This is a genomic window from Ensifer sp. 2TAB8, assembly GCF_052115125.1.
In the GTDB taxonomy this organism is placed as follows: Bacteria; Pseudomonadota; Alphaproteobacteria; order Rhizobiales; family Rhizobiaceae; genus Ensifer.
Window position 1 is genome coordinate 1086490 of sequence record NZ_JBFRGB010000001.1, and the last position, 25063, is coordinate 1111552.

A 25063-nucleotide genomic window follows, 5' to 3' on the forward strand; every position below is an offset into this window, starting at 1 on the left:
CTAGCTGCGCGCAACGTCGAATCCGGACTGCCGATGCCACATAAGGTCTTTCTCAACCGCCTGAAGCTCACGGAGTTCCGCAATTATTCGGCGCTCTCGCTGGAACTCGACCAGCGCCATGTGGTGCTGACGGGAGAGAACGGCGCCGGCAAGACCAACCTCATGGAGGCAGTCTCTTTCCTGTCGCCCGGGCGGGGCCTCAGGCGTGCGGCCTATGCCGACGTGACGCGCGTCGGCGCAAGCGACGGGTTTTCCGTCTTTGCCGACGTCGAAGGCATGGAAGGGCCGGTCGAGATCGGCACCGGCACCGCTGGTGCGACGGAAGGGCAATCCCGACGGCTGCGGCTCAACGGAACGCCGGCGTCGACCGTCGACGAATTGACGGATCACCTGCGTGTTCTCTGGCTGACGCCGTCGATGGACGGGCTCTTCACCGGCCCCTCGGCCGACCGGCGCCGGTTCCTCGACCGGCTGGTGCTTTCGCTCGATCCGGAGCATGGCCGGCGCGCCAGCGAATTCGACCGGGCGATGCGCAGCCGCAACCGCCTGCTCAGCGAATTTCGGCCGGACCCGGCGTGGCTGACGGCCATCGAGCGCGAGATGGCCGGTCTCGGCGTGTCGATGGCGCTGGCGCGGCAGGAAATGCTCGGCCTATTGACCGCGCTCGTCGAACGGAATGTGGACGACACCGTCTTCCCGTCGGCGCATCTGGCGCTTTCCGGTTTTCTCGACGGTGAAGGCCATCGCCCGGCCTATGATCTCGAAGAACAATATCTGGGGATGCTGCGCGACGGGCGCCCGCGCGACGCAGCGGCGGGCCGTACGCTCGACGGACCGCACCGGAGCGATCTGCTCGTGCGCCACCGCGACAAGGATATGGAGGCGGCGCGGTGTTCGACCGGGGAGCAAAAGGCCTTGCTCGTCGGCCTGGTGCTGGCGCATGCGCGCCTCGTCGGCGACATGACCGGCCACGCACCGATCCTGTTGCTCGACGAGATCGCAGCCCATCTCGACGTCAACCGGCGTGCGGCCCTGTTCGACCTCGTCGATGGCCTCGGCGGCCAGGCCTTCATGACCGGCACGGACCAGGCAATGTTCGAAGCACTTGGCGAGCGCGGCCGCTTCCTGACCGTTTCGCACGGAAGCGTAACGGGATAGAAATGAGCGGGATGAGGACAAGTGTTTGCGGTTTTGCGTCCCTAACTCACTCCAACCAGATGGATCATTGTGATCCAAAGGCCGGCCGCCCCGGCCGAGCCGGATGAAGAGGACGCGGTGATGACCGTTGAGAACAAGCTCGATCAATCGGAGATCTCCCGCTACGCCCGCCATATCGTGCTGCCGGAGATCGGCGGCGCGGGGCAGCAGAAACTCAAGGCCGCGCGTGTGCTGGTGATTGGCGCTGGAGGCCTGGGCGCCCCTGTCCTCTCCTATCTCGCGGCGGCAGGTATCGGGCGGATCGGCATCGTTGACGACGATACGGTGACGCTCTCCAATCTGCAGCGGCAGATTATCCACCGTACTGAGGATATCGATCGCGCCAAGGTCGAGCGGGCAGCCGAAGCGATTGCATCGCTCAATCCGCATGTCAGCGTTGACGAACACCGTCTCCGCCTCAATCCCGAGAATGCCGAGGCCCTGTTCCGGCAATATCACCTTGTGATCGACGGCTCGGACAATTTCGACACACGCTATCTCGCAGCCGATACGGCGGCGGCAGTGGGCATTCCGCTGGTGACCGGTGCCGTCGGCCGCTTCGACGGATCGCTGACCGTGCTGATGCCCTACACCGCCGGCGCCGATGGACGGCCGAACCCCTCTTACCGTGATCTCTTCCCGGAACCGCCACCGGCCGGCGTCGTGCCTTCCTGCGCCGAGGCAGGCATTGTCGGCGCACTGACGGGCGTCATCGGTACATTGCAGGCGATGGAAGCGATCAAGGTCATCGCCGGTTTCGGCGAGCCACTCGTCGGGCGGCTCTTGATGTATGACGCGCTGACGGCGCAGTTCAACACCATCCGCTATCGTCACAGAGCGTAGGCCGACCATGGTGCAGATCTTTCGCATCGACGGAACATTCGAACGGCACGAGGAACTGCTGGCGCTGATCCTTGGTGCCTTCTTCTACATGGACGGGCTGATCGATCCGCCGTCATCAGCACATGCATTGAACATCGAAACGCTCTGCCAGAAGATCGATGACGAGATCGCCTTCGGCGTCAGCGACGATGAACGGCTCGTCGGCTGCATCTTCTGCAAGCCTGAAGCCGATTGTCTCTACATCGGCAAGCTCGCGGTTGCCCCGCAGACACAAGGAAAGGGCGTCGGCCGGTTGTTGCTCGCCGAAGCGGAGGCGACGGCGCGCGCGCTCAGCCTGCCCGCGCTACGGCTGCTCACCCGCATCGAACTCACCGGTAACCACCGCGCCTTTGCTGCCTGGGGCTTCGTCCAGAGCGGCACCATGTGTCATCCGGGATTTACCCGGCCGACAGCGATCGAGATGCGCAAGACGCTCTAGCTTCCGAGTTTGAGCGGCCCGACGGACAACCGCACGACAGGGCCGTGCGGCGTTTCACGGTCAGTCGCGGCCCGGCAGCACCCGGTCCGGCGGACGGTGGCCGTCGAAGAAGGTGCGGATGTTGATCACCACCTTGTCGCCCATGTCGACGCGGCCTTCGAGCGTCGCCGAGCTCATATGCGGCAAGAGCACGACCTTGCCTTCGCCGGCGAGCTTGATCAGCTTCGGATTGACGGCCGGCTCGTTCTCGAAGACGTCGAGGCCTGCGCCGGCGATCTTGCCTTCACGCAGGGACTTGATCAGCGCCGTCTCATCGATGATGCCGCCGCGGGCGGTGTTGACGATGTAGCTGTCCGGTCGCATCAGTGCCAGCCTACGGGCCGAGAGCAGGTGATAGGTCGCCGGCGTCGACGGGCAGTTGACCGAGACGATATCGACGCGGGCAAGCATCTGGTCGAGGCTGTCCCAGTAGGTCGCCTCCAGCATCTCTTCGGTTTCCGCCTTCACCCGGTGGCGGTTGTGATAGTGGATCGAAAGGCCGAAGGCCTTGGCGCGGCGCGCGACGGCAGTGCCGATCCGGCCCATGCCGACGATGCCGATGCGCTTGCCGGCAATGCGGCGGCCGAGCATCCAGGTCGGCGACCAGCCAGCCCACTCGCCCTTGCGATCGGTCAGGATCTGCGCACCTTCGGCAAGCCGGCGCGGCACCGCAAGGATCAGCGCCATCGCCATGTCAGCCGTGTCCTCGGTCAGCACGTTCGGCGTGTTGGTGACGGTGATACCCTTGCGTGCAGCCGCGTCGACATCGATGTTGTCCACGCCATTCGAAAAGCTGGCGATCAGTTTCAGCTGCGGGCCGGCCTGCTCGATCAGCGCCGCGTCGATGCGATCGGTCACCGTGGGCACCAGCACGTCGGCGCGTTTGACCGCGGCAACGAGTTCCGGCTGGCTGCGCGGCGTGTCGTCGATGTTGAGCTCCGCATCGAAGAGTTCGCGCATCCGCGTCTCGACGATGTCCGGCAATTTGCGGGTGATGTAGACCGTGGGCTTCTTCTTGCTTGTCATTGCTGCGACGGGCCTTGTTGACGGGTCCTTAACCAAGTTGGGCGATACTTTCTCCCTGTAGCCGCAATTTCTACCAGACCCCACCGGGAAGACAAACAAAACTCGCGTCGTCATCCCCGCGATTTCAGTCCGCGGAGCGGGGCCCGAATGAACTGCGCCTGCATAAGCTACTGCATGTTTCCCTTGGTCGTCACCGATTGAAGGACAAAACATGCAGCAACTCAAAGTGCTGCAGCGGCCTTTGTGCGCCTCACTACATACGCGGCGCTACAGGGCCACGGAAAATGAGCTTCGTCATGCGTCACATCATTTCCAGATTCTCGCTCTCGTTGATTGCCGCGTGCCTTGGCGCCGGGATCATGACATCGGCCGCTTACGCTCAGGCCGCCAAGGGCGCCAGCGGGCTGCCGCTGCCGCGCTTCGTCAGCCTGAAGTCCAAGAGCGTCAATCTCCGCATCGGCCCGAGTGTCGATTACGCGGTCGCCTTCCGCTACATGAAGCCCGGCGTGCCGGTGGAAATCATCCAGGAATACGATAACTGGCGCCGCATCCGCGACGCCGACGGCACCGAAGGCTGGGTCAACCAGGCGCTGCTTTCCGGCGACCGTACAGCTGTCGCCGCACCGTGGATGCGCGGCAAGGGCGAAGGCGTCTTCGTCAACATGCGCCGTGATCCGCAGGGCACCGCCCCGATCACCGCCCGCATGGAGCCTGGCGTGATCGTGCGTGTCGGCGAATGCAATGGCGACTGGTGCCATGTCGAGACGCAGGGCGTAGAAGGCTGGATCGCCCAGAGCGAGATCTGGGGCGCCTATCCGGGCGAGGCCTTCAAGTAAGGCCGCACGCCCGTCTTTCACAAAACTCAATCCGGACGAATCAGGCGAGACCGGCCTGCTTGGCAGCCTTCTCCAGGGAGACCATCGGCCGCGGTCCGATCTGGCCGATGACGATGCCGGCGGCCAGATTGCCGAGCCTGCTGCAGTCTTCGAGCGAGCGCCCGGTCGTGTAGCCGTGCAGGAAGCCCGCGGCATAGAGATCGCCGGCACCGGTCGTATCGACGACCTGAGCGATCGGCGTTGCGTCGACCCTAACCCGTTCGTCGCCACGCACGACCACCGAGCCTTCTTCGCTCAGCGTCACGGCAGCAAGCTTGCAATCCTTCGACAGCTTTTCCAGCGCCAGATCGAAGTCCTCGGTCTCGTAGAGCGCCAACGCTTCCTGCCGGTTTGCGAAGACGATATCGACCGTGCCCGAACGCATGAGCTCAAGGAACTCGTCGCGATAGCGGTGAACGCAGAAGCTGTCGGAGAGCGTGATCGCGGTTTCGCGGCCGTTGTCGTGGGCGATCCGAGCGGTCTCGCGGATGGCATCCTTGGCGCGTGGCGGATCCCAGAGATAGCCTTCGAAATAGGTGACCTTGGACTGGGCGACGACGTCGGCCTCGACATCCTCGGGACCAAGTTCCACACAGGCGCCGAGATAGGTGTTCATCGAGCGCTCGCCGTCTTCGGTCACGAAAATCATCGAGCGTGCGGTCGGCGGCACGCTTTCGAGCGGCTTCGTCTCGAAGTAGACGCCCTGGGCGCGGATGTCGTGAGCGAAGATCTCGCCGAGCTGGTCACTCGCGATCTTGCCGAAATAGGCGGCACGGCCGCCAAGGCTGGCGACACCGGCTGCCGTATTGCCGGCGCTGCCACCGGAGGCTTCCACCGCCGGGCCCATGCGCGAGTACAACAACTCGGCCCGTTCGGCATCGATGAGGTTCATGGCGCCCTTTATGATGCCGTTTTCATTGAGAAAGGCATCGTCGCAGCGCGCGATGATATCAACGATGGCATTGCCGATCGTCAGCACGTCGTATTTTGTCATGAACCTCGTCCGGTCTCCGTGATGGCCGGTGTTCGTTAATACCGGTTTTCCGGCCATTTGGAAGACAAAAGACGCGTGCCTTATGCTTCAAGCCGTAGGAAGCGCACTTTCATCGTAAGCGGCGGCGAATTCGGCGCTTGGCGGGATCGGCTTGATGACATCGATCAGTACGCCGTTCGGGTCGGCGGTGATGAAATGGCGCTGGCCGAAGTCCTCGTCCCGCAATGTCTTCAGGATCGGCAGGCCGGCGGTAAGTGCTTGCGCATAGATGCGATCCGGATCCTCGACCTCGAAATTCAGGAGAAGGCCACGGGTGGGTGCGCGCGCCTCCTCGGGGATCGTCTCGTGGCGATAGTCGAGCACGGCCAGCGTCACGTGTTCGTCCTCGGCCGACTGGAGATGCACATACCAGTCGCTGGTAAAGAGCGCCTGGAAGCGGAAGTGCTCGATGTAGAAGGCAGCGGTGGCGGCAACGTCTGCCGTCATGATGACAGGATAGTAGCTCGTTGATTTCATGGCTTTCCCTCGCACTCGCAATATCATACAGTCTGTATGTATCTAATTAACATACAGGCTGCATGTATGCAACAGGAAACCTCCCGTCGCTCCAACCGCGAACGCTCCGATACGACGCGCGCCGCGATCCTGGACGCCGCCCGGGACCTCTTCGTCACCCGCGGGTACGCCGATACCTCGACGCCGGACATCGTCGCCGCCGCCGGATTGACCCGCGGCGCGCTCTATCACCACTTCGAGGACAAGAAGGCGCTGTTCCGCGCCGTGGTGGAGCGGGAGGCTGGCGCCGTGGCGGCATCGATCGAGCAGGCGACGTCAGGCGACCTCTCGGCCCGAGAGGCACTGAAGGTCGGCGCCCGCGCCTATTTCGGCGCCATGCGTGAGCCGGGCCGGATCCGTCTGCTTTTGCTCGATGGACCGGCGGTGCTCGGCAAGCAGGAGATGATGGCGATCGATGCGGCCAATGCCCAGAGAACGCTCGAGGAAGGGATTGCCGAGGCAATGGCTCCGGCCACCGTTTCGGCCGACAGGCTGTCGGCCATGGCTTCGCTGCTATCGGCCGCCTTCGACCGCGCGGCACTCGACATTGCCGACGGCGGCTCGACGGAGATTTATGCGGAAACGATCAGCACGCTGATCGACCGGATGGTTTCGGCCTGACCGTTAGCCAGCAGCGGAGATGATTTGCGGCGGCAGTTCGACCAGCGGCGCCGGGATGTCGCAGGTCTTTTCCGGCGACTTGCAGAGATCGGCGATGACGCAGCGTTCGCACTCGGGCTTGCGCGCCTTGCAACAATAGCGCCCGTGCAGGATCAGCCAGTGATGGGCATGGTAGAGATATTCGTCCGGAATGATCTTGATCAGCTTGTCTTCCACCTCGTCCGGGGTCTTGCCCGGCGCCAGACAGATCCTGTTGGCGATGCGCAGGATGTGGGTGTCGACGGCGATCGTCGATTGGCCGAAAGCCATGGAGAGCACGACATTGGCGGTCTTGCGGCCGACCCCCGGAAGGGTCACCAGTTCTTCGCGCGTGCGCGGCACTTCGCCGCCGAAATCGCGGATCAGCATCTCGCTGAGGGCGATGACGTTCTTCGCCTTGTTGCGATAAAGGCCGATGGTCTTGATATAGTCCCGAACCTTCTCTCCCCCGAGCGCCAGCATCTTCTCCGGCGTATCGGCGACCGCGAAGAGCGCGCGTGTCGCCTTGTTGACGCCGGCATCGGTCGCCTGCGCCGAAAGCGCCACGGCGACGACCAGCGTGAACGGATTGACGTGCTCCAGCTCACCCTTTGGCTCCGGCCGCTGGATCGAGAAGCGGCGGAAGATCTCCTTGAGCTCGTCCTGGCTATAGAGGTTCTTCACGCGTGGCGCGGCGCGGCGTGCAGTCGCCGACTTCGGTTTTGCGGCGCCAACGGGCAATTTCGGCTTCACGTTTTTCATGATGCATCTATAGTCAAAGGTCATGATAAATGGCAACGCCACCACCCCGCCCGAGGATGCGCCGGTCTTCACCGCCGAGCTCACGCCCTATCGTTCGCTCGGACGCCGAGGTTTCAAAGTCTTCTTCCTGATTGCCGGGCTTTTGAGCCTCGTGCATGTCGTCGTTTTCTTCATCATCGGCGCCTGGCCGGTCGTGTTCTTCTTCGGTCTCGACTACCTGTTGCTGTTCGGCGCCTTCTGGCTGAACAACCGCTCGGCACTCAGCCGCGAGGAGGTCAGCGTTTCCCGGACCGACGTTTCGGTGCGTAAGTTCACCCCTTCCGGGCAGATCACCGAACACCGCTTCAATCCCTTCTGGGCGCGTTTCAACGTCGCCCGGCATCAGGAGATAGGCATCGTCTCGATGACGATCAGCGGCGGTGGCCGCCGAACCGACATCGGTTCGTTTCTTAATCGCGACGATCGCGAGACCTTCGCACTCGCGCTCTCGGGTGCGCTTGCGACCGTTCGCCGCCGCTGACGCCCGCTGATCGACCAATGGGGTGCAAATCCTCGCATTCACTCAAGTTTCGGGTGGTTGCGGGCGCTGCCAAATGGTTACCTGTGGCATGACAGGAGATGAGCCATGAACATTGCGACATCCGTACCCACAGACATCACGCCGAAAGGCACCGATTACGATACGGTTAGCCGCGTGATCGAAATGCTGACCGAGGATTATCGCGACCAGCCGTCGCTCGAAGCCGTGGCGCAGCGCCTGAAGCAGTCGCCGACGCAACTCCAGAAAGTTTTCACCCGCTGGGCCGGACTTTCTCCGAAAGCCTTCCTCCAGGCCGTGACGCTCGACCATGCCAAGCGGCTGCTGCGCCAGGAGGACATGCCGCTGCTGGAAACCAGCATCGAGGTCGGACTGTCGGGGCCGAGCCGCCTGCACGACCTGTTCGTCACCCATGAGGCGATGTCTCCAGGAGAATGGAAGGCGCGCGGCGAGGGTCTGACGATCCGCTACGGCTACCACCCCTCGCCCTTCGGAACGGCGCTCGTCATGATCACCGAACGCGGACTTGCAGGCCTTGCCTTCAACGATTCCGGCGGCGAGCAGGCAAGCTTCGAGGACATGGCACAACGTTGGCCCAACGCCCGCTACATCGAGGACAGTGCGGCCACGGCCCAATATGCCGCGCGCATCTTCGACCCCTCGCGCTGGCGCCAGAACGAGCCGCTGCGCATTTTCCTGATCGGCTCCGATTTCCAGATCCGGGTCTGGCAAGCGCTGTTGAAGATTCCGCTCGGCTGCGCCACCACCTATTCGAACATCGCCGGGCAGATCGGCCAGCCGACGGCGTCGCGCGCCGTGGGCGCTGCGGTCGGGCGCAACCCGATTTCTTTCGTCGTTCCCTGCCATCGCGCACTCGGCAAGAGCGGGGATCTCACCGGTTATCACTGGGGGCTGACACGCAAGCGCGCCATCCTCGGCTGGGAAGCCGGCAAGGCGGCCGACGGCACGATTTGATACCTGAAGCCCGGTATCGCCAGCAGACAAAAAAGGGGCGCTCAGCGCCCCTTCTTCATTTCCGATTATGCCAAAGCTCAGTGAGCGCCGGACATGTCACCCAGCACTTCCTTTGAAGCGACGGTCGAATTGGCGTTGAGCTTGTAAACTATCGGCACGCCCGTCGCGAGGTTGAGCTTCAGGATCTCTTCCTTTGTCAGGCGATCGAGCACCATGACCAACGAGCGGAGCGAGTTGCCGTGGGCGGCAACCAGGACCTTCTGGCCGGAGAGTACGCGCGGTAGGATCTCGGTCAGGTAGTAGGGCCAGACGCGCGCGCCGGTGTCGCGCAGGCTTTCGCCGCCCGGAGGCTGAATGTCGTAGGAGCGGCGCCAGATATGCACCTGCTCTTCGCCCCACTTCTCGCGTGCGTCGTCCTTGTTGAGGCCCGACAGGTCGCCGTAGTCGCGCTCGTTGAGCGCCTGGTCGCGGATCGTTTCGAGCGAGGACTGGCCGACGGCATYGAGCACGAACTGGCAGGTGCGCTGGGCGCGGACAAGATCCGAGGTGAAGGCGATATCGAACTTGATGCCGTAGTCGGCAAGTGCCTTGCCGCCGGCCTTGGCTTCCTCGACGCCGAGTTCCGTCAGGTCCGGATCACGCCAGCCGGTGAACAGGTTCTTCAGGTTCCAGTCGCTCTGGCCATGCCGGACAAGGACGAGAGTACCGCTCATGTCGAATCCCCCCTTGAGGCTTGTGAGAGAGAGGGTCAGCTGAGCCCGAGAACATCGAGCATGGAGTAGAAACCGGGTTTCTGGCTGCGTGCCCACAGTGCTGCCGTGACGGCGCCGCGTGCGAAGATCGAACGATCCGTCGCGCTGTGCGAGAGGGTCACCTGCTCGCCTTCCCCGGCGAGAATGACCGAATGCTCACCGATCACCGAGCCGCCGCGCAGCGTCGCAAAACCGATCGTGCCAGCCGGGCGCGGGCCCGTATGGCCGTCACGCACGCGCACCGAATTGTCGGCAAGGCTGATGCCACGTCCTCTAGCCGCGGCTTCGCCGAGAAGCAGCGCCGTGCCCGAGGGCGCATCGACCTTGTGCTTGTGGTGCATTTCGAGGATTTCGATATCCCAGTTGGCCGGGCCGAGCGCACGCGCCGCCTTCTCCGTCAGCACGCCGAGCAGGTTCACGCCGAGGCTCATATTGCCCGACTTGACGATGCGGGCGTGACGAGCCGCGGCGCGGATCTTCGCGTCATCGTCGACCGAACAGCCGGTGGTACCGATGACATGGACGATGCGGGCCTGGGCTGCGAGGCCGGCAAACTCGACGGTGCCTGCGGGCGCCGTGAAATCAAGCACGCCTTCTGCATCGACGAAGGCTTCGAGCGGCTGGTCGGTAACCGGCACGCCGATCGGCCCGAGACCGGCCACTTCGCCGGCATCACGGCCGATGAAGGGAGAACCCGGACGTTCGATTGCGGCATGCAGGCGCACGCCCTCCATCGCGTGAACCGTCCTTATCAGAGTCTGGCCCATACGGCCTGCAGCACCCACCACCACGAGCTTCATATCGGTTTCGCCCATCGGTGATTTCCTTTTTGTCCGCGTTGGAGCGTTCCGGTCAAAAGAACCGGGGACGCTCTGTCTCGTTGTTCTTACGCATTTCCGGACGCAAAACCGCTGCGCACTTTTTTGAAATGCTCTAGATTTCGGCGCCGGCCGGCGCTTCGGGCACATTGGCCTCTGGCGACTGGCCCTGGAGATTGTGGAGCCGAGCGTAGAGACCGTCCGGTCGCCGTGCAAGCTCGGCATGTGTGCCTTCCTCGACGACCGAACCATCCTTCATGACGATGATCTTGTCGGCGTTGACGACAGTCGACAGGCGATGCGCGATGACGATCACCGTGCGACCGTCCATGGCGTGGTCGAGCGCCTTCTGCACGGCGGCTTCCGATTCGGTATCGAGCGCCGAGGTAGCCTCGTCGAGCAGCAGGATCGGGGCGTTGCGCACGAGCGCACGGGCGATCGACAACCGTTGGCGCTGGCCGCCGGAGAGCGTCATGCCGTTTTCGCCGACCGGCGTATCGTAACCCTGCGGCTGCGCCAGAATGAAATCATGCGCGTAGGCAAGCCTCGCAGCGTCCTCGATCTCTGCATCGGTCGCATCGATGCGACCGTAGCGGATGTTGTCGCGGATCGACCCTTCAAAGAGGTAGGGTTGCTGCGAGACATAGGCGATGCCCTTGCGCAGCGACTGCTTGGTGACGTCGGCAATGTCCTGTCCATCGATCAGGATCTGGCCCGAAGCAGGATCATAAAACCGCGGAATGAGGCTGATGACCGTCGACTTGCCGGCGCCCGAAGGGCCGACGAGCGCTGTCGTCTTGCCGCCTTCGGCCACGAAGCTGACGCCTCTCAGAACCTCGTCGCCATTGGCGTATTGGAAGCGGACGTCGCGCAGCTCAACAGCCGCGTTCGTGACGGCCAGTTCCTTGGCGTCCGGCTTGTCGCGCTGATGCGGCACGGTATCGAGGATTTCGTAGACCATGCGGGCGTTGACGGCGGCCCGTTCCAGCGAGACCTGAAGCCGTGCCAGCCGGCGAGCCGGATCATAGGCCATCAGCAGGGCCACGACAAAGGCGAAGAAGGCGCCCGGCGGCACATCGGCATAGATCGCGCGGAAGGCGGAATAGGCAAGCACCGCGGAAATCGCGAGACCTGCGAAGGTTTCGGTCATCGGCGCCGTGCGCTCGCTCAAGCGCGCTATACGGTTGGCGCGGTTTTCGGCGCGATCGATGATCGTTTCGACCTTGCCGCGCAGTTCGCCTTCCATGGTGAAGGCCTTGACGATGGTGATGCCCTGGATGGTTTCCTGCATCGCGCCGAGAACGCGGCTATTGACCTCGATCGATTCGCGCGTGGCGGAACGCAAGCGCCTGGAAACGTAGCGCAGGCCGAGAAGCAATGGCGGCGCAGCGACGAAGACGATGATCGACAGCAGCCAATCCTTGGCGAACATGACGCCGACAAGACCGATCAGGGTCAAAAGATCGCGAGCAATCGACGTGACCGTCAGGTTGAGCACGTCGCGAATGCCGCTGACGTTCTGGCTGATCTGGGCTGCAAGCTGTGCCGAACGCGTCTCGTTGAAATAGCCGACGCTMAGCGCCATCAGGTGGGCATAGAGCCGGCGCTGGTAACGCGCGACGATGTTGTTGCCTATCTTCGACAGGGCAACAGCCTGGCCGTAAGTGGCAAAGCCGCGAAGCACGAAGGCGGCGAGGATCGCGCCGCAGACGAGCAGGACGATATCTGCACGCTTGTTGGCAAAGGCCTCGTTGATCACGGTCTCCATGATCGAGGCCGTGAAACCGGTTGTTGCTGCAACGACGGCCAGACAGGCGATGGCAAAAGCATAGCCGCGAATGTGGTCGCGACCGTTTTCTGCAATGACCCGTTTCAGAATTCCGCTGATCGTATCGGAATCGACCGCGTGCTGTTTTCTATTGCTGACGCTCAAAAAGCCCGTCTTCCCTGGACCCAATGTGGCGAGCCGGTTTCCGGCCCGACCTTTCCCGGGGCTCTATAGTGGTTTGGTATCGTTTTGGCGAGTCTTTGCGCGCGCCGGATGCTCAGCTTCTCCAGCGGCGTCCCTCCGTTGCAACACCGAAATCCCTCGGCGTGCGGGCAAAAGCGGCCAAACCGGAGAGCGCCGCCATCGGATGAATGACGGCAAAGGTCGGGATCGTCTTCATCAGCGCCGAGTGCGGCGCCTTGTCTTCGAAGGCAGCGCGGAACGGCGATTTCATGAGCGCCGGCAAGATCTTCTGCGAAATGCCGCCAGCCAGGAAAACACCCCCGCGGGCCATGAAAATCAGCGCCATGTCGCCGGCAACGCGGCCGAGATAAGTACAGAACAACGAAATGGTTTCGATCGCCGCCCTGTCGCTTTCGGCCAGCGCATGCGTGGTCACTTCCGCCGGATCGGTGAGCACCGGGTCTGCGCCATCGGCGGCACAAACGGCGCGGTAGAGGTTCATGATGCCGCGGCCGCAGAGGATCTGCTCGCCAGCCATGCGTCCCTCGATCGGATCGAGGAACGGCCAGATCTGAAAGTCGCGTTCGCTGCGCGGGCCGATGTCGACATGGCCGCCCTCGCCCGGCACCGGGATCCAGGTGTGCTGGGCAAAGACCAGCCCGCCGACGCCGAGCCCCGTGCCCGGGCCAAGGACGACACGCGACGTCAAGGGGCGAACGCTGCCGCCGCCGATCTGCACAAGGTCCTCGTCCGCCGGCGCCGCCACGGCGAGCGCCTGCGCCTCGAAATCGTTGATGATCAGCACGTCTTCGAGGCCGAGGCTCGAAAGCATGTCCTTCGGCCTGATCACCCAGCCGGCATTTGTGAGCGGAATTTCGTCGCCCCGGATCGGGCCGGCTACCGCCAGGATCGCCGAACGGGGCTGCACCGAGGTCTTGTCGAGGATGCTCTTCTGCATCGCCTCCTCGATCGTTTCGAAATCCCCGGTCTTGATCGGCGGTAACTGTTTCGGCTCAGCGAAGGCATCGAGGAGTAGGGCAAAGCGCGCATTGGTGCCGCCGATATCGCCGATCAGGATCGGAAAGGGGAAGGCGTTTTCACTGGTGCCGGGCATCGCAAGGTCCATCCTGATCGTCGTGGCAGGTATATCGCTGTCTATCAGCTAGAGCGGGATAAGGGAAAGTGTGTGCGCCTTTCCGCCCGTTCCGCCCTACCGAGACGCGATCACATTTATGATTTTGGGTTGAAATCGATCAACTGTTCGGCGGTCGCGCGGTTGAGCGCCATTGGAATGTCATAGACGATCGCAAGTCGCATCAGCGCCTTGACGTCCACGTCATGCGGCATCGCCGTGAGGGGATCGACGAAGAAGATCAGAAGCTGCACCTCGCCGGTGGCGATCATCGCGCCGATCTGCTGGTCGCCGCCGAGCGGACCGCTTTTGAGCCGCGTGATGTCGAGCCCCGGACAGACGTCGAGGACGCGACCGCCTGTCGTGCCGGTCGCAACGATACGCCATTGCGACAAGACCGCTTCGTGCACCTTGGCGAAGGCAGCAAGATCGTCCTTCTTCTGATCGTGAGCGATCAGGGCAATGCATTTCCGATCCGCCATGTCGGGCCTCGCATCAATCTTTAAATCGATTTGATCGCCCTATACATGAACGCTGCGGCGATGGGAAGGTTGAAGCCCGCCCATCCGCGCGCATCCATGATCATTGCAAGGTCGGCCGAGCCTGCGGCACCGGAATATCGGCCGGCGGAACATCCCCCGCGGCAGCGCCGATCACCTGCTCGATCCCCTGTGCCGCTGGGGCAGGTGCCGCTGCCCGATAGGCCGTGCCGAACGTGGCGGCCTCTTCCGACGCCGGTGCAGGACCGTTCAGCACCAGTGTGCAGGCTTTCGGCAGATCGGCAAGCGTCGTCACCTTCGGCTTCACGGGTTTTTCGCCCGGTTTCTTCGTCGGCTTCGCCCACGGCTCGTCGGTGAACCACCAGGCCAGCGACTTGTCGCAGCCGTCACCGGCCGGCACCGCCGCCTGGTCCTTGCAGCTCGTTGCCCCCGCCGGGCATTTGATGCGGATGTGGAAGTGATAGTCGTGCCCGTAGATCGGCCGGACCTTGCCGAGCGCGGAACGGTCGCCGGTCCAGGTGTCGCAAAGCTTCTTCTTGATCGCCGGGTTGACGAAAACCCGCTCCACCTGCGGATAGCTCGCCGCCAGCATGATGAGCTGCGCATGTTTCGGCGTCCAAATGGAACGGTCGACCGTCAGGAACTTGTTCTTCTGCAGCATCGAAGTCGCGGAGATGTCCTCGCGCTCGCGGTAGGTGAGCGTGCGCTGCGGCATCGGCGTCAGCCAGATATCGGCGTCCAGGCCGATCTGGTGGGACGCGTGCCCCGACACCATCGGACCGCCGCGCGGCTGCGAGATGTCGCCGAGCAGCAGACCGGGCCAACCGACCTTTTCGGCGGCATCGTGCGAAAACTGCTCGATCAGGGCGATCATCTGCGGGTGACCCCAACGACGGTTGCGCGACAGCCGCATCGCCTGCCAGGTGGGTCCGTCGGTCGGGATCGCGACACCACCGGCAAGGCAACCCTTCGCGTAGAAGCCATAGGGGTTGGCCGCCATTTCAGCCGGCAGCGCCTTGGCCCCGAAAAGCGTCTTGGCCGGCACATCGTCGGCTGCGGCGCTGTCGGCGATCAGAAGGCTTGTTCCCAGCAGCAACGCAAGAAACGCCGAGCCGCAACGTCGAAGTGGAGCAATCATTGAATTTCGTCCCGTTTGTCTCGCGAACAGCGGCGCCGATATGCGCCATGCCCTGTCCGACGAACCCCGATCCTAAGGCCCCGTGTTTGCCTCAGCCTTACGCGTCACACGCTTGTGAATCACCGGGATGTGACTCAAAAATTTTGCCTGATTTGCGGCAGTGCCTGTCAATTGCCCGGATTTCGCCTATGCTCTCGCAAAAGAAGATTGAAATATAAGGGGTACCGGCTGGATGCCAAACTTCTGCAGGACCGTGAAACCTGGCCTCGCTGCCTCACTTCTGACAGCAGCGTTTCTTCTCTTCCCTCCTGCAGGCAATGCCGAAGATCAGCCCGTCTGGCGTCATGGCACCTCGTCAATCGGCGAGCCCAAATACAAGCAAGGATTCGCCCGGTTCGACTACGTCAATCCGGATGCGCCCAAAGGCGGAGAACTGCGGCTCTCGGAAAACGGCACCTTCGATACCTTCAACCCGATCCTTTCCAAAGGCGAGGCGGCGAGTGGTGTCACATCTCTCGTGTTCGATACGCTGCTGAAATCCGCCGAAGACGAGATCACCACCGCATACGGTCTGCTCGCTGAAGGCGTCTCCTATCCCGATGATATTTCCTCCGCGTCGTTTCGGCTTCGCGCTGAGGCGAAATGGGCGGACGGAAAGCCGGTGACGCCGGAGGACGTGGTTTTCTCGTTCGAGATGGTGAAGCAGTACAATCCGCTTCTGTCCAACTATTACCGCCATGTCACTTCGGCGGAGAAGACCGGCGAGCGCGACGTTACCTTCCACTTCGACGAGAAGAACAATCACGAACTGCCGAACATCCTCGGCCAGTTCCCGATCCTGCCCAAGCACTGGTGGGAAGGCGAGGACGCTCAGGGCAAAAAGCGCGACATCAGCCAAACGACACTGGAGCCGGTCATGGGTTCCGGCCCCTACAAGATCGCCTCTTTCCAGGCCGGCGGCTCGATCCGCTTCGAACTCAGGGACGACTATTGGGCCAAGAACCTCAACGTCAACGTCGGTCAATATAATTTCGGCGTGATCAGCTATGGCTTCTACGGCGACAGGAACGTGCAGTTCGAAGCCTTCCGCTCCGGTAATGTCGATTTCTACCAGGACAACAGCGCCAGTCATTGGGCGACCGCCTATGATTTCCCGGCAATGAAAGATGGTCGGGTGATCCGCGAGGAGATCGAAAATCCGCTGCGCGCAACCGGTATCATGCAGGCGCTTGTGCCGAACATGCGCCGCGAAAAATTCAAGGATCCAAGAGTGCGCGAGGCGTTGAACTACGCCTTCGACTTCGAGGATCTGAACCGCAACCTTGCCTATAACGCATACAAGCGTGTCGACAGCTACTTCTGGGGTACCGAGCTTGCCTCTTCCGCTCTTCCCGAAGGCCGGGAAAAGGCGATCCTCGAGGAGCTGAAGGACAAGGTTCCGCCAGAAGTCTTCACCACGCCCTACACCAACCCCGTCAACGGCGAGCCGCAAAAGGTGCGCGACAACCTGCGCAAAGCCCTCGATCTGTTCAAGGAGGCGGGCTACGAGCTCAAGGGGACCCGCCTGGTGAATGCCAAGACGGGCGAACCCTTCGGCTTCGAGCTACTGCTGTCGAACCCCTCCTTCGAGCGCACCGTCATGCCGTTCATCAACAGCGTGAAGCGGATCGGCATCGATGCGCGCATCCGCACCGTCGACGACTCGCAATACACCAACCGCGTCAGAAGCTTCGACTATGACATGATCTATGGTATCTGGGCGCAAACGCTGGTGCCCGGCAACGAGCAGCTCGACTACTGGGGTTCGAGCTCGGTCAATCAGCAGGGATCACGAAACTATGCCGGCATATCCGACCCGGCAATCGACGAGCTGATCCGCAAGGTCATCTTCGCACCGAACCGCGAGGAGCTGATTGCAACGACGCGGGCGCTCGACCGCGTTCTCCTCGCTCACCATTTTGTCGTGCCGTTGTTCTACTCGAAGTCGGTGCGCGTCGCCTATTGGAACCAGCTCGCCCACCTGAAGGAGCTTCCCTACTACTCGACCGGGTTCCCGGACAGCTGGTGGTCGAAAAACGCCTCCCCCAAATGAAGTCCTTGCACTCGAATGGCGTCTCGATTCCAAATGCAAAAAAACGAATCACTGAAACAAGCCCCGATCCGGGCCTGATCGCCGCAAGGAGACCCTGGGATTGAGACACCATAGACGGCATGCCGACGCTTCGCCGGTCCGGGTCACCGCCCACACGTCGATCGAAAGGCTCGCCTGATGGGTGCCTATATCCTGCGCCGCCTTCTGTTGATGATCCCGACGATCTTCGGGATCATGGCGATCTCGTTTGCCATCGTCCAGTTCGCGCCGGGCGGCCCGGTCGAGCAGGTGATCTCGGACCTCACGAATGCCGGTAGCGGCTCCGACCGCTTGAGCGGAAGCAGCGGCGACCTGATGCAGTCAGGCGGCGACGAAGGCGGCCGCTATCGCGGCGCCCAGGGCCTCGATCCGGAGTTCATTGCCAAGCTCGAAAAGCAGTTCGGTTTCGACAAGCCACCGCTCGAACGCTTCGCCATGATGATGTGGAACTATATCCGCTTCGATTTCGGTGAGAGCTTCTTCCGCAACACTTCGGTCATCGACCTGATCAAGGAGAAGATGCCGGTCTCGATCTCGCTCGGCCTCTGGATCCTCTTGTTTTCCTACGCGATCTCCATCCCGCTGGGCATCAAGAAGGCCGTTTCCGACGGCTCGGCCTTCGATGTGTGGACCTCCGGCATCATCGTCATCGGCTATGCCGTGCCGAGCTTCCTGTTCGGCATCCTGCTGATCGTCATTTTCGCCGGTGGATCGTTCTTCGACTGGTTCCCGCTGCGCGGCATCGTCTCCGACAATTTCTGGCAATTGCCCTGGTGGCAGAAGCCGCTCGACTATATCTGGCACATGACGTTGCCGCTGGTCACGCTGCTGCTTTCGGCGTTCGCGACCACGACGCTGCTCACCAAGAACTCCTTCATCGACGAGATCAAGAAGCAATATGTGACCACGGCGCGGGCGAAAGGTCTCAACGACCGCCAGGTGCTCTACGGCCACGTGTTCCGCAACGCCATGCTCATCATCATCGCCGGCTTTCCCGGTGCCTTCATCTCGGCCTTCTTCACCGGCTCGCTCTTGATCGAGTACATCTTCTCGCTCGATGGCCTCGGCCGCCTCGGCTATGATTCTGTGGTCAAGCGCGACTACCCGATCGTCTTCGCGACGCTCTTCATCTTCTCGCTGATGGGGCTGCTCGTCAGCCTGCTCTCGGACCTCATCTACACCTGGGTCGATCCGCGTATCGACTTCGAGCGGAGGGATGTCTGATGGCTGACGTGACGACCTCTCCGACTGCGCCCGCGGCCATGCCGCCACGCGGCTGGCTATCCCCGGTCAACCAGCGGCGCTGGCAGAATTTCAAGGCGAACCGGCGTGGCTACTGGTCGCTCTGGATATTCCTCCTGCTTTTCGTGCTCAGCCTCCTGGCAGAGTTCATCGCCAATGACAGGCCGATCGTCGCATCCTACAAGGGCGAGATCCTGTTCCCGGTGGTGATCAATTACCCCGAGGAGAAGTTCGGCGGTTTCCTGGCTGAAACCGACTACCGATCGGATTTCATTCGCGACGAGATCGAGGCCAATGGCTGGATGATCTGGCCGCCGGTCCGCTACTCCTACCAGACGGTCAACTCCAACATTCCCCATTCGGCGCCCACCAAGCCATTCTGGCTGATGGACAAGGAAGAGCGGTGCTCCGCCTATCCGGAGAAGACCAACGACCGCAATTGCATCGTCGGCAATCTCAACTGGCTCGGCACCGACGACCAGGCGCGTGACGTCATGGCTCGGATGATCTACGGCTTCCGCATCTCGGTGATTTTCGGCCTGACGCTCACCATCGCATCGGCGGTGATCGGCGTCACGGCCGGCGCCGTCCAGGGCTATTTCGGCGGATGGACCGATCTGCTGATGCAGCGCTTCATCGAGATCTGGTCGTCGATGCCGGTGCTTTACATCCTGCTGATCATCGCCGCGATTCTGCCGCCCGGCTTCTTCATCCTGCTCGGCATCATGCTGCTGTTTTCCTGGGTCGGCTTCGTCGGCGTGGTGCGCGCCGAGTTCCTCAGGGCGCGCAACTTCGAGTATGTGAACGCGGCCCGGGCGCTCGGTGTCGGCAACGGCACGATCATGTATCGCCACCTCCTGCCGAACGCGATGGTCGCAACGCTGACCTTCCTGCCCTTCATCCTCTCCGGTTCGATCACGACCCTGACCTCGCTCGACTTCCTCGGCTTCGGCATGCCGCCGGGCTCCCCCTCGCTCGGCGAGATGATCGCCCAGGGCAAGTCCAACCTTCAGGCGCCCTGGCTGGGTCTGACGGCCTTCTGCGTCATGTCGCTGATGCTGTCGCTGCTGATCTTCGTCGGCGAAGCCACACGCGATGCCTTCGACCCGAGAAAGACGTTCCGGTGAGCGCGACGATGACAGAACCCCTCCTCTCCGTCCGTGATCTCTCCGTCGCCTTCCATCAGGGCGGCAACACGTCGCTCGCCGTCGACCACATCTCCTTCGAGATCAAGCGCGGGGAGACGGTGGCGCTCGTCGGCGAATCCGGATCCGGCAAGTCGGTCTCCGCGAACTCGATCCTGAAACTGCTGCCCTACCCTTCGGCCAGCCACCCGAGCGGCGAAATCCTGTTCAACGGCAAGGACCTGATGAAGGCCGGCGATGCGGAGCTGCGCAATGTACGCGGCAACGACATCACCATGATCTTCCAGGAGCCGATGACCTCGCTCAACCCGCTCCATTCGATCGAGCGGCAGATCGGCGAGATCCTCGAACTGCACCAGGGTCTCGAGGGCGCTGCTGCGCGCACGCGCATTCTCGAACTGCTCAACCAGGTCGGCATCCGCGAGCCGGAGAAGCGCCTCAGCGCTTATCCGCACGAACTGTCAGGCGGCCAGCGCCAGCGCGTCATGATCGCCATGGCACTTGCCAACCGGCCGGAACTGCTGATCGCCGACGAGCCAACCACGGCGCTGGACGTGACCGTGCAGGCGCAGATCCTCGAGCTCTTGAAGACGCTCAAGGACGAGCACGGCATGTCGATGCTGTTCATCACCCATGACCTCGGCATCGTGCGCAAGATCGCCGACCGGGTCTGTGTGATGACCAAGGGCAAGATCGTCGAGACAGGGCCGACCGCCGAGATCTTCGCTAATCCCCGGCACGCCTATACCCGCCATCTGCTCGCCTCCGAACCGAAGGGCAACCCGCCGCCATCAGATGCGTCGAAGCCGATCGTCATGGAAGCCTCCGACATGAAGGTGTGGTTCCCGATCAAGGCCGGCTTCATGCGCAAGGTGGTCGATCACGTGAAGGCCGTCGACGGCATTGACCTTAAGCTTCGCGCCGGCCAGACGCTCGGCGTCGTCGGCGAATCCGGTTCCGGCAAGACGACACTCGGCCTGGCTCTGACGCGGCTGATCTCGTCCAAGGGGCGCATCGCCTTCGTCGGCAAGGATATCGATCGCTATAGCTTCAACGAGATGCGGCCGCTTCGAAACCGGATGCAGATCGTCTTCCAGGACCCCTACGGATCGCTCAGCCCGCGCATGTCGGTCGCCGACATCATTGCCGAGGGGCTGAAGATCCACGAGCGCTCGCTCTCGGAAAGCGAGCGCGACACCCGTGTCGCCGCAGCGCTCGAAGAGGTCGGGCTCGATTCTTCGACCCGCTGGCGCTACCCGCACGAGTTCTCCGGCGGCCAGCGCCAGCGTATCGCCATCGCGCGTGCCATGGTGCTGAAGCCGCAATTCGTCATGCTCGACGAACCAACCTCGGCGCTCGACATGAGCGTGCAGGCACAGGTGGTCGATCTCTTGCGCGATCTGCAGAGCAAGCACGACCTCGCCTATCTGTTCATCAGCCATGACCTGAAGGTCGTGCGCGCGCTTGCCAACGAGATGATCGTGATGCGCATGGGCAAGGTGGTGGAACAGGGGCCGGCCGAGCGCATCTTCAATGCGCCAAGCGAAGACTACACGAAGGCGCTGATGGCAGCCGCTTTCAATCTCGAAGCCGTCAATCTCACCGCGATCCGCCAGTAGGTGTCCGCAATGTCCGCAAAGAGCCCCGTCATCGTCGATCTGAAGTTCATTCCCGAAGAGGTGGAGGCGGCCCTTCGCGGCGCCTTTCCCGATCGCGAGGTGATCAACCGCGCCGACGTCGTTCACCACAACCGCGACCTCTCCGGCATCGATTACGCGGTCGTCTGGAAATCGGCACCGGATCTCTTCGACCGGGCGCCGGACCTCAAGGTGGTCTTCTCCGGCGGCGCTGGGGTCGATCACGTTCTGACGCTAYCGGGCCTGCCCGAAGTGCCGCTGGTGCGCTTCGTCGACCAGACGCTGACGACGCGCATGAGCGAATGGGTGGTCATGCAATGCCTCCTGCATCTGCGCCAGCACCGCGCCTACGAGGCGCTGGCGGCGAAGCGCGAATGGCAAGATCTCAGCCAGCCGGAGGCGGCCGATATCACTGTCGGCATCATGGGCATGGGCGTGCTTGGCCAGGACGCCGCCCGCAAGCTATCCACCATGGGCTTCAAGGTCGTCGGCTGGTCGCGCAGCAAAAGATCCGTCGAGGGCATCGAAACCTTTGGCGGCAGCGAACTCGACAGCTTCCTCGCCCGCACTGATTTCCTCGTCGGCCTATTACCACTGACGCCGGACACCCGCGGCATCTTCAATCTGCGCCTGTTTGCGAAGCTCAGCCGTAACGGTCCCTTCGGGGCACCTGTGTTCATCAATGCCGGCCGCGGCGGCAGCCAAGTGGAAGCCGATATCCTGATCGCACTCGACAGCGGCGTGCTCGGCGGCGCCTCGCTCGATGTCTTCGAAGAGGAGCCGCTTGCCCGCGACAGCCGCTTCTGGACCATGCCAAACGTCTATGTGACGCCGCACGTAGCGGCATCCTCGGACGTCAAGGCGCTGTTCCGCCATGTCGAGCAGCAGATCGCCCGCTTCGAAAGCGGCCAATCGCTTGAACACGTGGTCGATAAGGTAGCCGGCTATTGATCTAGTGAAGGTGAGGCGTGCCGCTGGTGCGTAACGCCTTATCAAGCGCGGCGGTCAGGGACGGCGATAGCCCGTCGGCTGCTCATAGAGCCAGCCAATCCGCTCGATCGAGGCTTCCAACCCTTCGCGCGCAACCGTCATCGTATGCCCGTTGGCGTGGATCAAGGTTTCGTCGTCCTCCATCAGCGCGACGTGCCCTTTCCAGAAGACGAGGTCGCCGCGCTTGAGCTCTTCGCGCGCAATCGGCGTTCCCAGACCTGCTGCCTGCATGTCGGAATCGCGCGGTGCTTGCCTGCCTACCATCATCATCGACAATTGCACGAGGCCGGAGCAATCGATGCCGAAGCCGGAGCGTCCACCCCAGAGATAGGGCGTTTCGACGAAGCGGGCAGCGACCGAGACATAGTCTTCCGGCACGACACTGCCGACCTCAATGCAGTGATTGGCGATAACCGCCTGGCCGCCGTCGAGCAGGAAGTAGCGCGTCCCGCGGGTTTCGCGCTCATCAACAACCGTCAACCGGCTGCCCATCGAAAGCGGATAGACAGTCGGGAAGCGCAGATCGTGACCGGTATAGACGAAAGTGCGCGGTACCGAGACGATATGCGTCGGACTTTTGACCACCGGCGCGAGGCAATATTCCGGCAGGTAGCCGACATAGCCGTCGAGATCGGCCTTCACCCAGCACCAGCTCTCGCTGGTGTCGAGCACCCGCACCGATTCGCCGAGCAGCAGCTCGGTGTCGGTGCCGCAGCCGAGATCAGGCCGCGCCCGAAGCGGCGTGACCGGAACCGAGACGCGGGCAACGCTTCCCTCGACGTAACGTTCGGCTTGCACGACACCGCGAAGGCGGTTCTCCGCAAGGTCGGGTCGGTAGGCATTCAGGCGGCGATCGGGCAGTGTCGACATATCTACTCACTTGGGCTGTTTGCGGCCCTGATCAATGATCAGGTCACCAAATTTTTCAAGATAGAGAGCACCCTCGACTGTCCTTTTGATGACGACGTTGCGGCGATCACGGTCATCGCGGACGCGATCGACGAGGCCAAGCGCGCCCATTGTATCGAGCGCCCGCGTGATGACCGGCTTGGTGACGCCGAGGGTCGCTGCCAGGCCGCGAACGGTATGAGGCGGCGGCACGAGATAGATATGCAGGAGGATCGCCAGCTGCCGCAAGGTCAGGTCGCGGCTGTCGACGCGAACCTGAGCGAGCGACACCGAGTGCCAAAGCCCTAGGGCCTGGGAAGGCGTAAGCTCGATCGGCAATGGCGGCTCCTGCGCAGGAAGATGATCCGCCACGATAGCGGCGGATCGTTACGCAAGCGTTTCTTTCTGCCAGCCGGTCCGGCTACTTCGCCATCTCCTGGATATGTTGGTAGAGCGCCCGAATCGCCTGTGCCTCGCCGCCAACCGGCGAATGCGGCCGTTCGGACTGCGCCCACCCGAAGATGTCGAAATGCACCCAGCTCTTGGTGTTGGTGACGAAGCGCCTGAGGAAGAGCGCGGCAGTGATCGAACCGGCCATCCCGCCCGCCGGCGCATTGGTCAGATCTGCAATCCGCGCCGAGACATCCTTGTCGTAGCCGTTGTGGAGCGGCATGCGCCACATCGGATCATCGACTTCGAGGCTTGCTTCCGAAAGATCACGGGCAAGGTCGGCATCGTCGGTGAAGAAGGGCGGCAGGTCCGGGCCGAGCGCGACGCGGGCGGCACCGGTCAGCGTTGCCATGTCGACCAGGAGATCGGTCTTCTCTTCGTCGGCATAGGCGAGCGCATCGGCGAGGATCAGCCGGCCTTCGGCATCGGTGTTGTCGATCTGAACCGTCAACCCCTTGCGGCTGCGGTAGATGTCGCCGGGACGGAAGGCGTTGGCCGAGATCGAGTTTTCCACCACAGGCACGATGACGCGCAGATCGATCTTGAGCTTGGCGTCCATGATCATCAGGGCGAGACCGAGGACATTGGCGGCACCGCCCATATCCTTCTTCATCAGCAGCATGGAAGAGGCCGGCTTGATGTCGAGACCGCCGGTATCGAAGCAGACGCCCTTGCCGACGAGGGTTACCTTCTTGTGGCCCTTCTTGCCCCAGCGCAGCTCGAGCAGACGCGGCGCCTCGGCGCTTGCGCGGCCGACGGTATGAACCAGCGGAAAGTTCTGCGTCAGCAGCGCCTCGCCTGATATGACCGAGACATCTGCCTTGTAGTGGGCGGCAAGCGCGCGGAAGGCCGCTTCGAGCGCCTCAGGGCCCATGTCGTTGGTCGGCGTGTTGATGAGGTCACGCGCCAGGAACACGCCTGCAAGCTGCCGCTTGATGTCGGTGGCATCGGCGTCGGCGGGGATCAGCAGCGTCGGCGGCTCGCCCTTGCTGGCTTTGTAGCGCTCGAAGCGATAGGAGCCGAGGCCATAGCCAAGCGCCAGCCGGTTGGCCGTGAGCGGCGCAGTTTCGATGTGCCACTTGCCCGCCGGCAGCGCCCGCGCGAGCTTGCCGGCAAGGAAGGGCGCCTCCGACGGGTTGCTGCCGAGGCCGAAGAGTGCACCGCCGAGATGGCCGTCAGCGGATGGGATCAACAGAACCGCGCCGGAATCGGCGGTGAATCCAGCCTTGCGCGCCCAGTCCAAAGCGATCGGATCGATCGTCCCGGTCTCGATATGCGCCGGCGTGACGGCGAAAATCGGCAGGGTCTTGCCGGCGCTGGTGTTGAACGGCGACGGCCGTTCGATGAACTGATAGGGAGCCATGAAAG

Annotated in this window: 25 protein-coding genes; 12 read left to right on the plus strand and 13 right to left on the minus strand. The window is 62.7% G+C overall.

Features of this window, described 5'->3' with window-relative positions:
- The first annotated feature begins 33 nt into the window (after positions 1-33).
- The 3 genes from recF to AB4Z53_RS05435 all read left to right on the plus strand — a co-directional run bounded on the left by recF (position 34) and on the right by AB4Z53_RS05435 (position 2518).
- The gene (recF, locus tag AB4Z53_RS05425; protein ID WP_441595129.1) at positions 34-1158 is read left to right on the plus strand and encodes a DNA replication/repair protein RecF; all 1125 of its coding nucleotides are present in this window, start codon (positions 34-36) and stop codon (positions 1156-1158) included.
- A 120-nt stretch (positions 1159-1278) separates the two neighbouring features.
- On the plus strand, positions 1279-2040 hold the full coding sequence (locus AB4Z53_RS05430) for a molybdopterin-synthase adenylyltransferase MoeB (protein WP_441595131.1): 762 nt from the start codon (positions 1279-1281) through the stop codon (positions 2038-2040).
- A gap of 10 nt (positions 2041-2050) precedes the next feature.
- Positions 2051-2518: a GNAT family N-acetyltransferase gene (locus AB4Z53_RS05435; RefSeq protein WP_441595231.1), complete on the plus strand. Its 468-nt coding sequence runs from the start codon at positions 2051-2053 to the stop codon at positions 2516-2518.
- Between the two features lie 60 nt (positions 2519-2578).
- On the opposite strand, the gene AB4Z53_RS05440 is transcribed toward AB4Z53_RS05435, so the two are convergent.
- Positions 2579-3583: a 2-hydroxyacid dehydrogenase gene (locus AB4Z53_RS05440; RefSeq protein WP_113539919.1), complete on the minus strand. Its 1005-nt coding sequence runs from the start codon at positions 3581-3583 to the stop codon at positions 2579-2581.
- Between the two features lie 284 nt (positions 3584-3867).
- Here AB4Z53_RS05440 and AB4Z53_RS05445 point away from each other — a divergent pair, with 284 nt between their 5' ends.
- Entirely contained in the window at positions 3868-4419 is a 552-nt protein-coding gene (locus AB4Z53_RS05445; RefSeq protein ID WP_113539918.1) for an SH3 domain-containing protein, read from the plus strand.
- A 40-nt stretch (positions 4420-4459) separates the two neighbouring features.
- Here AB4Z53_RS05445 and AB4Z53_RS05450 read toward each other — a convergent pair whose 3' ends face one another.
- Both AB4Z53_RS05450 and AB4Z53_RS05455 read right to left on the minus strand, forming a co-directional pair.
- Positions 4460-5452: an adenosine kinase gene (locus tag AB4Z53_RS05450; protein WP_441595133.1), complete on the minus strand. Its 993-nt coding sequence runs from the start codon at positions 5450-5452 to the stop codon at positions 4460-4462.
- A gap of 87 nt (positions 5453-5539) precedes the next feature.
- Positions 5540-5968 carry a VOC family protein gene (locus AB4Z53_RS05455; protein ID WP_441595135.1) on the minus strand — a complete coding sequence of 143 codons (429 nt, stop codon included), beginning with the start codon at positions 5966-5968 and terminating at the stop codon, positions 5540-5542.
- A 66-nt stretch (positions 5969-6034) separates the two neighbouring features.
- Between AB4Z53_RS05455 and AB4Z53_RS05460 the strand changes: the two genes are divergently transcribed.
- On the plus strand, positions 6035-6628 hold the full coding sequence (locus tag AB4Z53_RS05460; RefSeq protein WP_441595137.1) for a TetR/AcrR family transcriptional regulator: 594 nt from the start codon (positions 6035-6037) through the stop codon (positions 6626-6628).
- 3 nt (positions 6629-6631) lie between these two features.
- On the opposite strand, the gene nth is transcribed toward AB4Z53_RS05460, so the two are convergent.
- Positions 6632-7408 carry an endonuclease III gene (gene nth / locus AB4Z53_RS05465; RefSeq protein WP_441595139.1) on the minus strand — a complete coding sequence of 259 codons (777 nt, stop codon included), beginning with the start codon at positions 7406-7408 and terminating at the stop codon, positions 6632-6634.
- Positions 7409-7430: 22 nt separating this feature from the next.
- On the opposite strand from nth, the gene AB4Z53_RS05470 reads away from it, so the two are divergent.
- Both AB4Z53_RS05470 and AB4Z53_RS05475 read left to right on the plus strand, forming a co-directional pair.
- Positions 7431-7928: a DUF2244 domain-containing protein gene (locus AB4Z53_RS05470; RefSeq protein WP_223726029.1), complete on the plus strand. Its 498-nt coding sequence runs from the start codon at positions 7431-7433 to the stop codon at positions 7926-7928.
- A gap of 105 nt (positions 7929-8033) precedes the next feature.
- Positions 8034-8921, plus strand: a complete 888-nt coding sequence (locus tag AB4Z53_RS05475) for a methylated-DNA--[protein]-cysteine S-methyltransferase (protein WP_223726028.1) — start codon at positions 8034-8036, stop codon at positions 8919-8921.
- Between the two features lie 77 nt (positions 8922-8998).
- Here the strand turns inward: AB4Z53_RS05475 and AB4Z53_RS05480 are convergent, their stop codons facing one another.
- The 6 genes from AB4Z53_RS05480 to mepA all read right to left on the minus strand — a co-directional run bounded on the left by AB4Z53_RS05480 (position 8999) and on the right by mepA (position 15212).
- Positions 8999-9634 (minus strand): 2,3-bisphosphoglycerate-dependent phosphoglycerate mutase, encoded by a 636-nt coding sequence (locus tag AB4Z53_RS05480; protein ID WP_441595141.1) that lies wholly within the window; start codon positions 9632-9634, stop codon positions 8999-9001.
- Between the two features lie 35 nt (positions 9635-9669).
- A complete protein-coding gene (gene dapB, locus AB4Z53_RS05485) occupies positions 9670-10488 on the minus strand; it encodes a 4-hydroxy-tetrahydrodipicolinate reductase (RefSeq protein ID WP_441595143.1) in 819 nt (272 codons plus the stop codon).
- Between the two features lie 118 nt (positions 10489-10606).
- Positions 10607-12424, minus strand: a complete 1818-nt coding sequence (locus AB4Z53_RS05490; RefSeq protein WP_441595145.1) for an ABC transporter ATP-binding protein — start codon at positions 12422-12424, stop codon at positions 10607-10609.
- Positions 12425-12536: 112 nt separating this feature from the next.
- Positions 12537-13556 carry a glucokinase gene (locus AB4Z53_RS05495; RefSeq protein ID WP_223726024.1) on the minus strand — a complete coding sequence of 340 codons (1020 nt, stop codon included), beginning with the start codon at positions 13554-13556 and terminating at the stop codon, positions 12537-12539.
- 116 nt (positions 13557-13672) lie between these two features.
- Positions 13673-14056 (minus strand): methylglyoxal synthase, encoded by a 384-nt coding sequence (locus AB4Z53_RS05500; RefSeq protein ID WP_113539909.1) that lies wholly within the window; start codon positions 14054-14056, stop codon positions 13673-13675.
- A gap of 100 nt (positions 14057-14156) precedes the next feature.
- Positions 14157-15212 carry a penicillin-insensitive murein endopeptidase gene (gene mepA / locus AB4Z53_RS05505; RefSeq protein WP_441595148.1) on the minus strand — a complete coding sequence of 352 codons (1056 nt, stop codon included), beginning with the start codon at positions 15210-15212 and terminating at the stop codon, positions 14157-14159.
- Positions 15213-15444: 232 nt separating this feature from the next.
- Between mepA and AB4Z53_RS05510 the strand changes: the two genes are divergently transcribed.
- The 5 genes from AB4Z53_RS05510 to AB4Z53_RS05530 all read left to right on the plus strand — a co-directional run bounded on the left by AB4Z53_RS05510 (position 15445) and on the right by AB4Z53_RS05530 (position 22318).
- Positions 15445-17304, plus strand: coding sequence for an extracellular solute-binding protein (locus AB4Z53_RS05510; RefSeq protein WP_223726022.1), 1860 nt, complete (start codon positions 15445-15447; stop codon positions 17302-17304).
- Positions 17305-17481: 177 nt separating this feature from the next.
- Entirely contained in the window at positions 17482-18567 is a 1086-nt protein-coding gene (locus AB4Z53_RS05515) for a microcin C ABC transporter permease YejB (protein ID WP_223726021.1), read from the plus strand.
- Positions 18567-19712: an ABC transporter permease gene (locus tag AB4Z53_RS05520; protein WP_441595151.1), complete on the plus strand. Its 1146-nt coding sequence runs from the start codon at positions 18567-18569 to the stop codon at positions 19710-19712. Before AB4Z53_RS05515 ends, AB4Z53_RS05520 begins: the two co-directional genes overlap by 1 nt.
- A gap of 8 nt (positions 19713-19720) precedes the next feature.
- Positions 19721-21349 carry an ABC transporter ATP-binding protein gene (locus tag AB4Z53_RS05525; RefSeq protein ID WP_291150080.1) on the plus strand — a complete coding sequence of 543 codons (1629 nt, stop codon included), beginning with the start codon at positions 19721-19723 and terminating at the stop codon, positions 21347-21349.
- A 9-nt stretch (positions 21350-21358) separates the two neighbouring features.
- Positions 21359-22318: a 2-hydroxyacid dehydrogenase gene (locus AB4Z53_RS05530; protein ID WP_441595153.1), complete on the plus strand. Its 960-nt coding sequence runs from the start codon at positions 21359-21361 to the stop codon at positions 22316-22318.
- A gap of 54 nt (positions 22319-22372) precedes the next feature.
- Here the strand turns inward: AB4Z53_RS05530 and AB4Z53_RS05535 are convergent, their stop codons facing one another.
- The 3 genes from AB4Z53_RS05535 to AB4Z53_RS05545 form a co-directional block, all read right to left on the minus strand.
- Positions 22373-23227 carry a C40 family peptidase gene (locus tag AB4Z53_RS05535; protein ID WP_291150075.1) on the minus strand — a complete coding sequence of 285 codons (855 nt, stop codon included), beginning with the start codon at positions 23225-23227 and terminating at the stop codon, positions 22373-22375.
- A gap of 6 nt (positions 23228-23233) precedes the next feature.
- A complete protein-coding gene (locus tag AB4Z53_RS05540) occupies positions 23234-23584 on the minus strand; it encodes a MarR family transcriptional regulator (protein ID WP_275022093.1) in 351 nt (116 codons plus the stop codon).
- Positions 23585-23666: 82 nt separating this feature from the next.
- Positions 23667-25058 (minus strand): leucyl aminopeptidase family protein, encoded by a 1392-nt coding sequence (locus tag AB4Z53_RS05545; RefSeq protein WP_223726016.1) that lies wholly within the window; start codon positions 25056-25058, stop codon positions 23667-23669.
- Between the last annotated feature and the right edge of the window lie 5 nt (positions 25059-25063).